This is a genomic window from Celeribacter sp. PS-C1, from assembly GCF_019429625.1.
Classification (GTDB): Bacteria; Pseudomonadota; Alphaproteobacteria; order Rhodobacterales; family Rhodobacteraceae; genus Celeribacter.
The window spans coordinates 49,668-63,817 of sequence record NZ_JAHXRW010000006.1; the positions used below are offsets into that span (position 1 = coordinate 49,668).

Below are 14,150 nucleotides of genomic sequence, written 5' to 3' on the forward strand. Positions count from 1 at the left end.
CGGGCCATGTATGACGTGTGTCAGCGGGGCTCACTTGACCAGCGCATCCGCCGCAAGCGCCGCCATACCATCGACCCCGAACATGTTGACGATACCGACAAGCATGATGAGAGCGGAGATGGTGAGGAGCGCGAAGGTGACCGGGCTAGACACTTTGTCGAGCGGATCGGTCTCAGCGCCGAAGTACATGTAGTAAACGATGCGCAGGTAGTAGAAGGCACCGATCACGGAAGCGATCACACCGAAGACGGCGAGATAGACAAGACCCGCGCCCCAAGCGGCCTGAAGCACAGCCAGTTTCCCGAAGAAACCGAGCATCGGCGGCACGCCCGCGAGCGAGAACATCAGGACCAGAAGGGCCAGTGCTTTCGTCGGCGAGTTGCGCCAGTAGAGGTTCAGCGCGGAAATGTCGGTGACCGGTTTGCCATCACGCTCCATCGTCATGATGAAGGCGAAGGTGCCGATGTTCATCGTCACATAGATCGCCATGTAGATCATCGCGGATTGCACGCCCTCGGCATTGCCAGCCGCGAGCCCCATGAGCGCGAAACCCATGTGGGAGATCGAGGAATAGGCCATCAGACGCTTGATGTTCTGTTGGCCGATCCCGGCGATGGCACCCAAGAACATGGAGGCCACGGCGATGACCGCGAGCACCTGTTGCCAGTCACCAACGATGCCGCCGAAAGCGTCGTGCAGCACGCGGGCGAAGAGGCCCATGGCGGCGAGTTTCGGCGCGGTGGCGAAGAAGGCGGTGGTCGGCGTCGGAGCGCCTTCATAGACGTCCGGGGTCCACATGTGGAACGGCACGGCGGAAACCTTGAACGCAAGGCCGGTCATCACGAAGACGAGGCCAAAGAGCACGCCCACCGGCACGTCGTTCTGCACGACAGAGATGATGCCCGCGAAAGAGGTGGTGCCGGAAAAGCCGTAAACCAGGGACGAGCCGTAGAGCAGCAGACCCGACGACAGAGAGCCCAGCACGAAATACTTGAGCCCCGCTTCGGTGGATTTCACGCTGTCGCGGCGGAAGGATGCGATGACGTAGAGCGCCAAGGACATCAGCTCGAGGCCCAGATAAAGCGCCATCAGGTCGCCTGCAGATACCATGACCATCATGCCGATCGTGGAGAACAGCACGAGGATCGGGTATTCGAACTTGGCGAAGCCGCGTTTGTCCAAGAAGTCGCAGGACATCACGAGCACAGCAGCACCCGCGAGCAACACGCCCACTTTGCCGAAGCGCGAGAAGGCATCGTCGATGAACATGCCACCGAAAGCAGCACGAGAGCCCTCGCCGCCCAAGCCGATCATCAGCGCGATGATGACGAAGACAGCGGCGGTCGCCCAGGTGATCAGAGCCGCGAGTTTGTCCTTGCCGGTGTAGACGGCGAACAAGAGCGCCGCCATGCCGTAGATGGCGAGGAGAACTTCCGGCAGGACGATGGAAAAGTCAGTAGAGGTCATATCCCGGTGTCCTTTAGTGGGTGGCGACGTCTGCCATCATCGGCAGAGCAGCGTGATAATTGTCAATCAATGCAGAGACCGACGGCCCGATCAGATCGAGCACCAGCGCCGGGTAGACGCCCAAGAGGAGCGTCATCGCCACGAGCGGCGCAAAGATCCATTTCTCGCGCGGGGTCATATCCTTGATCGTCTTGAGGCTTTCCTTGATCAGATCACCCAAAACGACGCGGCGATAGAGCCAGAGCGCGTAGCAGGCGGAGAAAATCACACCGGAGGCAGCGACCAAAGCGATCCAGGTGTTGGCCTGGAACATGCCGATGATCGTGAGGAATTCGCCGATGAAGCCGGAGGTGCCCGGGAGGCCGACGTTGGCCATGGTGAAGAACAGGAAGACGAGCGCATAGGCCGGCATCTTGTTCACGAGACCACCGAAAGCGTCGATCTCACGGGTGTGCATCCGGTCGTAAATCACACCCACACAAAGGAAGAGCGCGCCGGAGACGAAACCGTGGGAGATCATCTGGAAGATCGCACCATCGAGACCCTGCTGGTTGAATGTAAAGATACCTGCCGTGACGTAGCCCATGTGGGCGACCGAGGAATAGGCGATCAGCTTTTTCATATCGCTCTGCACCAAGGCGACGAGCGACGCGTAGACCACGGCGATGACCGAGAGGATCAGAATGAAATCCGCGAGGTTGGCGGAGGCCACCGGGAACATCGGAAGCGAGAAGCGAAGGAAGCCGTAGCCGCCCATCTTCAACAAGATCGCAGCCAGAACCACGGAACCGGCGGTCGGTGCCTGAACGTGGGCGTCGGGCAACCAGGTGTGCACCGGCCACATCGGCATCTTCACCGCGAAAGAGGCGAAGAAGGCGAGGAAGGCAAGCGTCTGGAACCCGCCGATGATGTTGAAGCCCAGCACCTGGATCGTCTCCGACGAGAAGTCATGCGCCATGAGCTGCACGATGTCGGTGGTGCCTGCATCGATATACATGGCGACCATGGCAACGAGCATCAGAACGGAGCCCAAGAAGGTGTAGAGGAAGAACTTGAATGCAGCATAGATGCGGTTCTTGCCGCCCCAGATGCCGATGATCAGGAACATCGGAATGAGGCCCGCCTCGAAGAAGAGGTAGAAGAGCATCAGGTCGAGAGCACAGAACACGCCGAGCATGAGCGTTTCCAAGAGAAGGAAAGCGATCATGTACTCTTTGACGCGAGTTTTCACATCCCATGCGGACCAGATCACCAGCGGCATGAGCGCGGTGGTGAGCATCACGAAGAGCACAGAAATGCCATCGACGCCCATCTTGTACTTGAGGCCCATGATCCAGTCGGCCTCTTCGACCATCTGGAACCCGGTGTTTTCGGGATCAAAGCCAAAGAGGATGAACAGAGAGATCACAAAGGTGATTACAGTGGCGAAGAGAGCCAATCGTTTTGCGTTGAGTTGAGCCACCGCATCCTCGCCGCGCAGGAAAAGCGCGAGCACGAGGGCGGCCACCGTCGGAAGGAAGGTGACGAAAGAAAGCACGTTTTCCATCAGTGTGCCCCCCCGCCGATCGACATCCAGGTTACCAAGATCACAATCCCCAGAACCATGCTAAAAGCGTAAGTGAAGATGAAGCCCGACTGCGCCCGGCCAGCAAGGCGGGTGAAGAAGGGCACGATGCCAAGCGCAAGACCGTTGATCCCGCCGTCAATGGTGCCTTCGTCGCCACGTTTCCAGAGGAAGCGGCCAAGGGCCAGAACGGGACGCACGAAGATCGCGTTATAGAGCTCGTCGAAATACCATTTGTTCAGCAGGAACTGGTAAGCAACGGGCTGGCTTTCGGCCAGTTTGCGCGGCGTTTCCGGTTTCCAGATGTAGAACCAAAGGGCGATCAGGAAGCCGAGGACCATAGCGACAAAGGGCGACACCTTGACCCAGGTCGGCGCGTGGTGCGCGTCGTCCAGAACTGTGTTGTCGGCAGCGAGGAAGATCGCGCCCTGAGGAGCCATGCCAGCCTCGCCATGCGCGGCCTCTTCGCCGTGCGTATCAGCAGCCACCGCATGAGTGTCCGCCGCTTCGCCGTGCGTATCCGCAGCAGCTTCGCCATGACCATCGACCATCTCGACTTCCGCGTGATGCGGCAGAGCGAAAAACTCAACGAATTTATCATGATCGCCGAAGAAGCTGTTATACCAGATCATGCCGCCAAAGATCGCGCCCAAGGACAGCGTTCCGATCGGCACCAGCATGACAAGCGGGCTTTCGTGCGCATGGTCATGCGCATGATGATCGCCGCGCGCCTTGCCGTAGAAGGTCAGGAAGATCAGACGCCAGGAATAGAAGGACGTGAACAGCGCCGCGATGACCAGCATCCAGAAGGCGTAGCCGACACCAGACGCATAGGCGCTCTCGATGATCGCGTCTTTCGACAGGAAGCCGGCGAAACCGAAATGCGTGAGCGGGATGCCAACGCCGGTGATCGCCAGCGTGCCGATGATCATCATCCAGAAAGTGAAGGGGATCTTTTTACGCAGCGCGCCGTAGTTGCGCATGTCCTGTTCGTGGTGCATCGCGGTGATGACCGAGCCCGCGCCCAAGAAGAGCATGGCCTTGAAGAAGGCGTGCGTCAAAAGGTGGAACATCGCCGGACCGTAAGCGCCCGCGCCTGCGGCCACGAACATGTAGCCGAGCTGCGAACAGGTCGAATAGGCGATCACGCGTTTGATGTCGTTTTGCACCAGACCGACGGTGGCGGCAAAGAAGGCCGTGGTCGCACCGATGTAGATGACGAACATCTGGGTCTGCGGTGCATATTCAAAGATCGGCGACATGCGGCAGACGAGGAAGACGCCCGCGGTCACCATGGTCGCGGCGTGGATAAGCGCCGACACAGGCGTCGGGCCTTCCATCGCGTCCGGCAACCAGGTGTGAAGGAACAGCTGTGCCGATTTGCCCATCGCACCGACGAACAAGAGGAAAGCCAGAAGGTTGGCGGCGTTCCATTCGGTCCAGAGGAAATGCAGCGACGTGTCCGCAAGCATCGGGCCTGCGGCAAACACATCGTCGAACCGCACGCTGTCGGTCAAAAGGAACAGACCGGCCATGCCGAGGATAAAGCCGAAGTCACCCACGCGGTTGACGATAAAGGCCTTCATCGAAGCGGCGCCGGCGGAGGGTTTCTTGATGTAGAAACCGATCAGCAGGTAAGAGGCCAGACCCACACCTTCCCAGCCAAAGAACATCTGGATCAGGTTGTCAGAGGTCACCAGCATCAACATGGTGAAGGTGAAGAGAGAGAGATAGGCAAAGAAGCGCGCGCGATAGGGCTCGTCGTCGCCGAAGTTCTCGTCATGCGCCATGTAGCCCAGCGAGTAGAGGTGCACCAGCGCGGAGACCGTGTTCACCACGATCAGCATGATCGTCGTCAGACGGTCGAGGCGAATGCCCCAATCGACGGACAAAGACCCGCTTTCGATCCAGCGCAGGATGGTCACATGCTCGGTCGTGCCATCGAACGTCAGGAACACGATCCAGGACAGGATGGCGGCCAGAAACAACAGACCCGTGGTCAGATATTGCGCGGGCTTCTCGCCGATCACACGCCAGCCAAAGCCGCCGACGAGGGCGCCGACCAGCGGCGCGAAGAGGATGATCGTTTCCATGTGCCCTTACCCTTTCATCACGTTGACGTCTTCGACGTCGATCGTGCCGCGGTTGCGGAAGAAGCTCACGAGAATGGCAAGCCCGATGGCGGCCTCGGCGGCGGCCACGGTCAGAACCAGCATCGTGAAAATCTGTCCCGTCAGATCCCCCAGGAAGGAGGAGAAGGCGACAAGGTTGATATTGACCGACAGCAGGATCATCTCGATCGACATCAGGATGATGATGATGTTCTTCCGGTTCAAAAAGAGCCCGAAGATGCCGATGACAAACAGCGCCGCGGCCACTGTCAGGTAATGTTCAAGTCCGACCATGTCGTCCCTCAGTTCTTTCTCTCTCGCCGCTTTTGCGGCCTTTTTCATCGGGGCGGGAGGACCTCGCCCCGGTCATTCATCTGAGGCTTAAAGCCCCTGCCCCGGTTTGATGTCTTTCATCTCGAAAGACTCTTCGGGCTTGCGATACATCTGTTTCAGCACGTTCTGGCGTTTGACATCCGAACGGTGGCGCAGCGTCAGGACGATCGCACCGATCATCGCAACCAAAAGGATCAGACCCGCCAGTTGGAAGAGCATCAGGTAATCGTCATACATGAGCTGGCCCAGAGCGGCGGTGTTGTGCACCTCGGCCGCATCGGGCGTCACGGAACGGCGCAGCGCGTCGGCGCCTTCGGCCGCGTGCCAGTCGCCAAAGGCAAACCCCATCTGAAGCAACAGAACCACACCAATCAAAAGTGCGAACGGCAGGTACTTCGCCATCCCCGCCTTGAGCTCCGCGAAATCGACGTCGAGCATCATCACCACGAAGAGGAAAAGCACCATCACCGCGCCGACGTAGACAATGACCAAAAGCATCGCGACGAATTCCGCCCCCAGCAGGACGAAAAGACCGGAGGCGGTCAGGAAGGTGACGATCAACCAGAGCACGGAGTGCACCGGGTTGCGCGACACAACCGTGAACACCCCGGCCACCAGCATCACGATGGCGAAAAGGTAAAATGCGTAATCTGCGACAGTCATTCACTGCCCTCCTGCTTTTCGTTGAAGACCGCCTGAGCCAGCTCAAGCGCCTTCGTCATGGCGGGCACACCGCCCATCATCGACATCTGGTAAATCACTTCCGCGATCTCTTTTTCGGTGGCACCCGCCTCCAAAGCGTGGCGCACGGTCAGTTTGAACGGGGCTTCGGCCTGCGCACCAAGCACGGTCAGCCCGGCGACCACCACAAGAAGTCGTGTTTTCGCATCGAGCCCGTCCTTGTTGAAGGTCGTTCCCCAAACCATCTCCATCCAATCCTTGGACATGGTCGGCCAAAGCTTGTCGAACGCCGGCACCTGAAAGGTCTCCATTGCCGGGTTCCAGGCAGAAGCCATCTTGTGGCTCTGCTCCATCATCTGTTCGAAAAGCTTGGTGAAATCACTCATCGGTACGGTGCATCCAGTTCGAGGTTGCGGGCGATCTCCGCCTCCCAACGCGCGCCGTTCTCAAGGAGTTTCTCCTTGTCGTAGAACAGTTCCTCACGCGTCTCGGTGGAGAATTCGAAATTCGGGCCTTCGACGATAGCGTCCACCGGGCAGGCTTCCTGACAGAAGCCGCAGTAGATGCACTTCGTCATATCGATGTCGTAGCGCGTGGTGCGGCGCGAGCCGTCTTCACGGGGTTCGGCATCGATGGTGATGGCCTGCGCCGGGCAGATCGCTTCGCAAAGCTTACAGGCAATGCAGCGTTCCTCGCCGTTCGGATAACGACGCAGCGCGTGCTCGCCCCGGAAGCGCGGGGAAAGCGGCCCCTTTTCATGCGGGTAGTTGATCGTCGCCTTGGGCGCGAAGAAATACCGCAGACCGATTTTAAAGCCGGCCCAGATGTCCATCATCAGGAAATACTTGGCGGCGCGGGTGTAATCGAGAGCCATCAGTTAGCCTCCAACGGTCCAGCGCGCATAGGTTCCCCAGAACGCACCGTATTGAGCAAAGAACGCGACCAGAACGACCCAGCCCAGCGAAAGCGGCAGGAAGACTTTCCAACCGATGCGCATCAGCTGGTCGTAGCGGTAGCGGGGCACGATGGCTTTCACCATCGAGAAGACGAAGAACGCGATCAGCATCTTGAGGATCAGCCACATGATGCCGTCAGGCAGGAATTCCACCGGAGAGTTCCAACCGCCGAAGAACAGGATCGACACCAGCGCGCACATCAGAACGACGGCCATCAGCTCGCCCATCATGAACAAGAGGAACGGCGTCGAGGAATATTCCACCTGGTAGCCGGCGACGAGTTCCGATTCCGCTTCGGGCAAATCGAACGGCGGGCGGTTGGTTTCCGCGAGTGCCGAGACGAAGAACAGGAAGACCATCGGGAAATGCGGCAGCCAGTACCAGGAGAAGATGCCGTTGCCGTCTTGCGCTGCGACGATGTCGCCAAAGTTCATGGAGCCTGACGACAGCACCACGCCGATGATGATGAGGCCGATCGAAACCTCGTAAGAAATCATCTGGGCTGCGGAACGAAGCGAGCCCAAGAACGGATACTTCGAGTTCGACGCCCAACCACCCATGATCACGCCGTAAACCTCCAAAGAGGAGACAGCGAAGATATAGAGGATCGCGATGTTCAGATCCGAGATCACCCAGCCGTCATTCCACGGGATCACCGCCCAGGCGATGGCTGCGGTGATGAAGGTGATCATCGGCGCGAGGTAAAAGACGAATTTGTCAGCGCCTGCGGGCACGACCACCTCTTTGACGAGGTATTTCAAGAAGTCCGCGAAGGACTGCAAGAGGCCGAAAACGCCAACGATGTTGGGGCCTTTGCGCATCTGGACTGCCGCCCAGATTTTCCGGTCGCCATACATCAGGAAGGCGAGCGCCACGAAGAGTGGCACGAGGACCAACAAGATCTGCCCAAGGGTGAGCAGGAAGATCCCCAGATTAGTTGTCGTGAAAAATTCGACCATTTTTCAGCCTTTCACACCGTCGGTATTCCGTTGTCCCGACAGTTTGCGACGACGACTTCTGCGTCGAGCTTGCGCAAACCTTCGGGGAGCGCTGGCGAGATGGTGTAAACAGCATCCGCGCGCCAAATTCCAGCCTCTTGTGCGACATTTGTCCGCACATGTCGCGCAAACCCGAAACCCCGGATCAGCGCATATTGGGCAGCCGCGCAATCGGCATAGGCCACCACATTTGTTTTCGCCCTGTCTCCCTTGGCGGAGACGAGAAAATTAACCAGATCACCGTCCAAAAGACGGGTCTCGACCCCGAGATATTCGGAGGCCGCCGCGCGCGACACATGTGCCTCGGGTGCGGCGCAGCAGGTCTTGTCACAACCGGACAAGCCCACTGCCACTAGCCCGAGAGCGGCCATATGTGCCCCGCTCAGCGCCATCACTCAGCCGCCACCGGCGTCTCGGCGCGGGCTTTCGCCATGGCGGACAGTTCCGCCATCAGCACAGAGGCGCGCGCAATCGGGTTCGTCAGGTAGAAATCCTTGACCGCGTTGCGGAAGGAGGCCTTGCCCAACGATTTCTCCGGCAATGCGACCACATCGTTCTCCGGCACCTCGTCGATCTGCGCCAGATGCGGCACCTCAGAGATCAACGCGTTACGCAGTTGCGCCAGCGAGTCGTAGGGCAGCGTGGCGTCAAGCTCGGCAGAGAGTGCGCGCAGGATCGCCCAGTTCTCTTTCGCCTCACCCGGCGGGAAGGCTGCACGGAGTGCAAGCTGCGGACGTCCTTCGAGGTTCACAAACAATCCGTTTTCTTCGGTGTAGGCGGCGCCCGGCAGGATCACATCGGCGCGGTGCGCGCCCAGATCACCGTGCGAACCTTGGTAGATCACGAAAGGACCGTCGGCGATTTCCACCTCATCGGCGCCGAGGTTGTAGATCACCTCTGCCCCGTTGGTCGCAGCGTCCAGACCACCTTCGGTCACAGCATTCACATCCATCGCACCCACGCGGCTGGCGGCAGTGTGGAGCACCATGAGTTTCGAACCGGTCGCTTCGCAAAGTTTCTGAGCTGTCGCCAGAACCGCTTCGCCATCGGCTTCGTTGATTGCACCGGCGCCGACGATGACCAGCGAGGGCTGGCTCAACACATCGCCGTAGTTATGACCGAGAAGGCTTTCGAGCGCCGCGCGGTCAGTGCCGACATGGGCGTAATCGTAGGTCAGATCAACGGCTTGGCCGACGAGACCGACCTTGGCGCCATTGGCCCAAGCCTTGCGGATACGGGCGTTCAACACCGGCGCTTCGTCGCGCGGGTTGGTGCCGATCAGCTGAATGTATTTCGCATCGTCGATGTCGGCGATGGAGGCGGTGCCAGCATAAACGCCACGGTTGCCCGCGGGCAGTTTGGCGCCGTCGACACGGCACTCGACATTGCCGCCAAGACCTTCGACCAGACCTTTCAAGGCATAGATCGCCTCGACCGGCGCCAGATCGCCGACGAGACCCGCAACCTTTTTGCCCTTCATCGCCGCAGCCGCAGCGGACAGCGCCTCGACCCAAGTGGCCTTGGTCAGCTTGCCGTTTTTGCGGATGTAGGGCGTGTCGATGCGCTGGCGTTTCAGACCGTCCCAGATGAAGCGGGTTTTGTCGGAAATCCACTCTTCGTTCACGTCGTCATGGTTGCGCGGCAGAATGCGCATCACTTCGCGACCTTTGGTGTCGACGCGAATGTTCGAGCCGAGCGCGTCCATCACGTCGATGGTCTCGGTCTTGGTCAATTCCCACGGACGGGCGGTGAAGGCGTAAGGTTTCGAGGTCAGCGCGCCGACTGGGCAGAGATCGATGATGTTGCCCTGAAGGTTCGAGGCCAGCGTTTCGTTCAGATAGCTGGTGATCTCGCTGTCTTCGCCACGTCCCGTCTGGCCCATCTGGGTGATGCCCGCGACCTCGGTCGTGAAGCGCACGCAGCGGGTGCAAGAGATACAGCGCGTCATCGCGGTGCCGACGAGCGGCCCGAGGTTCAACTCTTCAGAGGCGCGCTTCGGTTCGCGGTAGCGGGAGAAATCGACGCCATAAGCCATGGCCTGGTCTTGCAGGTCGCATTCGCCGCCCTGGTCGCAGATCGGGCAATCCAACGGGTGGTTGATCAGGAGGAACTCCATCACGCCCTCGCGCGCTTTTTTCACCATCGGCGAGTTGGTCTTGACCACCGGCGGCTGGCCTTCCGGCCCCGGACGCATGTCTTTGACCTGCATCGCGCAGGAGGCCGCCGGTTTCGGCGGGCCGCCCACGACCTCGACGAGACACATGCGGCAGTTGCCCGCGATGGACAGCCGTTCGTGATAGCAGAACCGCGGCACTTCGATCCCGGCCACTTCACAGGCCTGAAGGATCGTCATGGCCGGATCGACTTCGACCTCGGTCCCGTCAATGATGATTTTGCGCTTGTCTGCCATTCTGCATCACCTGTTCTTCATGAGTTTGCCAAGCGGCGTCCGCTTCGCAATCTGCGCTTTGCCGAAGGCGCACATCGCCTCCGTATCCCGTTTTTCAATGCCGTTGGCGGCAAAGAAGCGTTCCGATTTCGCGGCAAGCGTGGCGATAAACGCCGGGTCTTGCAGCGATTGAATGTCCTGCGCGCCATAGCCCTTGGCCGTGATCACGCTCATCATGTCTTTCGCCTGCTGGTTCACGCGCGCCGGGCGCGGGGCCAGTTTGGGGCAGATCGTCGTCAGTTCCGTGACAATCATATTGTCGACGAGCACGGCGGAAATCTCTTCGTCCGCTATGATGTCTTGCGCCATCACAGGCGTCGCCAACAGAGCGATCAGAGCGGCATATGTGATACGACGGGTCATTTTGTGCTCCTAAGGAAAGAGCCAATGACGGACCCGCGAGCAATCTCCGCCTCACCAAAGGCACAAAGGCCCTCGGGGGTTTTCGGATCGAACCCGGCCTGACGCACATAGGCCTCGCCCAGACGGCGAATGCGGGCTTCCTCATCGTCGCTTTCGACATAGGCGCGGATCTCGTCATCCGTGTAGCCCATGGCCGAGGCCTTGTTTTTCAGGCCCCAGAGGAAGGAAATGCCTTTGATTTTCTTGACCTCGATGGTCGAGCATTCATCCGACACTTCGACGGCAAGACCGGCCCAAAGCATGTTCTGGTCGATCTCTTGCACCTCTCGCAGCGGCGGCAGCTCCGCCGCAGCGGCGGCACCGGCCATCAGGGGGGCCGTAAACGCAAAAGCGAGGGCGATATGTTTTGTCAAATTCATGGGACTACTCCGCAGCAACGGGCCGACAGCTTTTCTCACGGAAAAGCTTGGCCTCTTTGATGTACGACCAGCCAAAGGCCTGATCGCTGTCCCCATGTTTTTGTTTGTAGGCGAGACGTTCGAGCGCCTCGTCCAAGGTGGGCTTATGCCCGGGTTCCACGTACCACATCACGAAATGCTGGTCCTGCATCAGCTCGAACCATTCCTCGCGGCGGTCGTAAAATTGTTTGTGCACCGTGTTGAAAACGAAATGCTCAAGGCTTTCAACGTCTTCCCACACGGTGAGATTGGCGACGAATTTCGGATCATTGCCAATGTTGTTTTCCGTATTCCCGGTGCCCGGCTCACCCGAGCCCTCGGCCATCCAGACAAACCCCGGCATGCGTTTGCCCATGCCGTTGATCTTGTCGAGCGCGCCCATGAACTCGGCCACGCGCGCGTCACCGGGTTCGGCCACAAGCCGCCCGATGTTGAGCTCCGCGATATGTTTGGTCGAGGTCACAGAAGAGGTCATGAAATCAGATCACTCCGCCGCAAAAGCCGCCGACACGCGACCGGTTTTCTTGATTTTGATGCGCTCTTCGATGTCATCACGGAAGTGACGGATCAGACCCTGAATCGGCCAAGCCGCCGCGTCGCCAAGCGCACAGATGGTGTGGCCTTCGACCTGTTTGGTCACGTCGAGCAACATGTCGATCTCTTCGATCTCCGCATCGCCCGTCACCAGACGGTCCATCACGCGCATCATCCAGCCGGTGCCTTCGCGGCACGGAGTACACTGGCCGCAGGACTCGTGCTTGAAGAAGGCCGACAGACGCCAGACCGCTTTGACCACATCGACGGAATTGTCCATCACGATCATACAGCCGGTGCCGAAGGAGGACTTATTCTCACGCATCCAGTCGAAGTCAAAGATCGCGTCTTCCAGCGCCTCTTTCGGCAACACCGGACAGGACGCCCCGCCCGGAATGATGGCCTTGAGGTTGTCCCAGCCGCCGCGAATGCCGCCGCCATGTTTCTCGATGATCTCGCGCACGGACATCGACATTTCTTCCTCGAACACGCAGGGCGTGTTGACGTGGCCGGTGAGCGCCATGAGCTTGGTGCCCGCGTTGTTCGGACGACCGAAGGAGGCGAACCACTCGGCGCCACGCCGCAGGATCGTCGGCACGACGGCGATGGATTCGACGTTGTTCACCGTGGTCGGGCAACCGTAAAGACCCGCGCCCGCCGGGAAGGGCGGTTTCATCCGGGGCATACCCTTTTTGCCTTCGAGAGACTCGATGAGGGCGGTTTCCTCGCCACAGATATAGGCCCCTGCCCCGTGGTGCAGATAGATGTCGAAATCATAGCCGGATTTGCAGGCGTTGCGGCCAATGAGACCGGCGTCATAGGCCTCGTCGATCGCGGCCTGAAGCGCCTCTTTCTCGCGGATATATTCGCCGCGGATGTAGATGTAAGCGGCTACAGCGCCCATGGCGAAACCGGCAATCAAGGCCCCTTCGACCAGCGTATGCGGGTCATGGCGCATGATTTCGCGGTCCTTACAGGTCGCGGGCTCGGATTCGTCGGCGTTGATCACCAGATAGGCCGGGCGACCGTCGCTTTCTTTCGGCATGAAGGACCATTTCAGACCCGTCGGGAAGCCCGCGCCGCCACGACCACGCAGACCGGAGGCCTTCATCTGGTCGATGATCCAGTCGCGTCCATTGGCGAGAATGCCCGCCGTGCCATCCCAATGCCCGCGCTTTTTGGCGCCCGCAAGGCTACGGTCATGCATGCCGTAGAGGTTGGTAAAGATCCGATCCTGATCCTTGAGCATCGCTCTTGTCCCTTCAGTCTTTCCGGCGCGTGTCACGCCAAATCTGATACATCACCACAAACGACCAGACGAACCCGGCCAAAGCGGCAAGATCGAGGAGAAACGCGTAGCGCGACGGCAATCCGAGTTTCCCACCCAACCATTGTGTCCCCAACCAGACTAACATCGTGACGGCGATCACGACGGCGACCATGCGCGCCTTTTTCGCCAAATGCTGGTCCTTGTCAGGCACCATTTCCTTACTCCTCAATAAACGTCGCCATCCTTGACGCGTTTCGAGAATTCCGTGTCCCCGCCAGCGGCGAGAATTTTGGCCTGTTCGGCCCATTTCGTCAGCTGCGCAGCCGAGGTGCCTTTGAGGGCTGCGCCCAAGGCCTCGATTTCATCGGCGCTCAGTGCGGCCACCTGCGCGAAGGTGGTGATCCCCCGCTCATGCAGCTGCACCTCGATTTTCGGCCCCACGCCCTTGATCGTCTTCAGATCATCAGGCTCTGCCACAACGGCGGCTTCTGGAACGTCAGCGAAGGCAACCGGGGCTGCCTCCACCTTGTCTTCAACTTCTTCTTCGACCGCTTCCGGTTCATCGACCGGATGGGCCTCCGGCGTTGCCGCCGCAGCCGCCGAGCGCACTTCGCGGGTGTCCGCTGCGTGCGGCTCGACCGCAATCTCATCCGCCGCCGACGCCGGCTCATCGCCGATGCCAGAGGTCGCCATCAGGCCAGAGGCGCTGACATCGGCTTCCGGATGGCCGACATTGGCCTCCGTCGTGTCTTCATACCAACCGATCCACAGCAGGATCGCCACCAAGAGCGCCACGAGAACGCCGACGATGACCGAAGCCCCCGTCGAATAGCCCGCGACCCACATCAGTGCCAAAAAGGCGATCACACCGCAGATCGCGGCGATCAATCCGATTTTAGGCGTCTTAGCCTGCTGTGCTTCCGTCATGTGTTACTCCTGAAATATCCCTGTTGGTCACTCATTCGG

16 protein-coding genes are annotated in these 14,150 nt (G+C 59.6%); all 16 read right to left on the reverse strand.

What is annotated here, in order from left to right:
- Nucleotides 1-30: 30 nt before the first annotated feature.
- The 16 genes from nuoN to J5Y17_RS10470 all read right to left on the reverse strand — a co-directional run bounded on the left by nuoN (nt 31) and on the right by J5Y17_RS10470 (nt 14,111).
- On the reverse strand, nt 31-1,467 hold the full coding sequence (nuoN, locus tag J5Y17_RS10395) for an NADH-quinone oxidoreductase subunit NuoN (protein WP_219785188.1): 1,437 nt from the start codon (nt 1,465-1,467) through the stop codon (nt 31-33).
- A gap of 13 nt (nt 1,468-1,480) precedes the next feature.
- A complete protein-coding gene (locus J5Y17_RS10400) occupies nt 1,481-3,013 on the reverse strand; it encodes an NADH-quinone oxidoreductase subunit M (protein WP_219785189.1) in 1,533 nt (510 codons plus the stop codon).
- Nucleotides 3,013-5,124 (reverse strand): NADH-quinone oxidoreductase subunit L, encoded by a 2,112-nt coding sequence (gene nuoL / locus J5Y17_RS10405; RefSeq protein WP_219785190.1) that lies wholly within the window; start codon nt 5,122-5,124, stop codon nt 3,013-3,015. The genes J5Y17_RS10400 and nuoL overlap by 1 nt, the downstream gene beginning before the upstream one ends.
- 6 nt (nt 5,125-5,130) lie before the next feature.
- Complete coding sequence (gene nuoK / locus J5Y17_RS10410; protein WP_090056114.1) at nt 5,131-5,436, reverse strand: NADH-quinone oxidoreductase subunit NuoK; 306 nt, start codon at nt 5,434-5,436, stop codon at nt 5,131-5,133.
- An 87-nt stretch (nt 5,437-5,523) separates the two neighbouring features.
- Nucleotides 5,524-6,138, reverse strand: coding sequence for an NADH-quinone oxidoreductase subunit J (locus tag J5Y17_RS10415; RefSeq protein ID WP_219785191.1), 615 nt, complete (start codon nt 6,136-6,138; stop codon nt 5,524-5,526).
- The gene (locus J5Y17_RS10420) at nt 6,135-6,542 is read right to left on the reverse strand and encodes a carboxymuconolactone decarboxylase family protein (RefSeq protein WP_167602088.1); all 408 of its coding nucleotides are present in this window, start codon (nt 6,540-6,542) and stop codon (nt 6,135-6,137) included. The genes J5Y17_RS10415 and J5Y17_RS10420 overlap by 4 nt, the downstream gene beginning before the upstream one ends.
- On the reverse strand, nt 6,539-7,033 hold the full coding sequence (nuoI, locus tag J5Y17_RS10425) for an NADH-quinone oxidoreductase subunit NuoI (RefSeq protein ID WP_219785362.1): 495 nt from the start codon (nt 7,031-7,033) through the stop codon (nt 6,539-6,541). Before nuoI ends, J5Y17_RS10420 begins: the two co-directional genes overlap by 4 nt.
- Nucleotides 7,034-8,071, reverse strand: a complete 1,038-nt coding sequence (gene nuoH / locus J5Y17_RS10430) for an NADH-quinone oxidoreductase subunit NuoH (RefSeq protein ID WP_219785192.1) — start codon at nt 8,069-8,071, stop codon at nt 7,034-7,036.
- Between the two features lie 11 nt (nt 8,072-8,082).
- Complete coding sequence (locus J5Y17_RS10435) at nt 8,083-8,502, reverse strand: hypothetical protein (RefSeq protein ID WP_219785193.1); 420 nt, start codon at nt 8,500-8,502, stop codon at nt 8,083-8,085.
- Nucleotides 8,502-10,520: an NADH-quinone oxidoreductase subunit NuoG gene (nuoG, locus tag J5Y17_RS10440; protein WP_219785194.1), complete on the reverse strand. Its 2,019-nt coding sequence runs from the start codon at nt 10,518-10,520 to the stop codon at nt 8,502-8,504. The genes J5Y17_RS10435 and nuoG overlap by 1 nt, the downstream gene beginning before the upstream one ends.
- Before the next feature lie 6 nt (nt 10,521-10,526).
- Nucleotides 10,527-10,922, reverse strand: a complete 396-nt coding sequence (locus J5Y17_RS10445) for a DUF5333 family protein (RefSeq protein WP_219785195.1) — start codon at nt 10,920-10,922, stop codon at nt 10,527-10,529.
- Entirely contained in the window at nt 10,919-11,341 is a 423-nt protein-coding gene (locus tag J5Y17_RS10450; RefSeq protein WP_219785196.1) for a DUF5333 domain-containing protein, read from the reverse strand. Before J5Y17_RS10450 ends, J5Y17_RS10445 begins: the two co-directional genes overlap by 4 nt.
- Before the next feature lie 4 nt (nt 11,342-11,345).
- Nucleotides 11,346-11,855, reverse strand: coding sequence for a DUF3291 domain-containing protein (locus tag J5Y17_RS10455; protein WP_219785197.1), 510 nt, complete (start codon nt 11,853-11,855; stop codon nt 11,346-11,348).
- A 9-nt stretch (nt 11,856-11,864) separates the two neighbouring features.
- Nucleotides 11,865-13,163: an NADH-quinone oxidoreductase subunit NuoF gene (nuoF, locus tag J5Y17_RS10460; protein ID WP_219785198.1), complete on the reverse strand. Its 1,299-nt coding sequence runs from the start codon at nt 13,161-13,163 to the stop codon at nt 11,865-11,867.
- A 13-nt stretch (nt 13,164-13,176) separates the two neighbouring features.
- Nucleotides 13,177-13,398 carry a DUF5337 domain-containing protein gene (locus J5Y17_RS10465; RefSeq protein WP_219785199.1) on the reverse strand — a complete coding sequence of 74 codons (222 nt, stop codon included), beginning with the start codon at nt 13,396-13,398 and terminating at the stop codon, nt 13,177-13,179.
- Nucleotides 13,399-13,409: 11 nt separating this feature from the next.
- A complete protein-coding gene (locus J5Y17_RS10470) occupies nt 13,410-14,111 on the reverse strand; it encodes a helix-hairpin-helix domain-containing protein (RefSeq protein ID WP_219785200.1) in 702 nt (233 codons plus the stop codon).
- Nucleotides 14,112-14,150 lie beyond the last annotated feature (39 nt).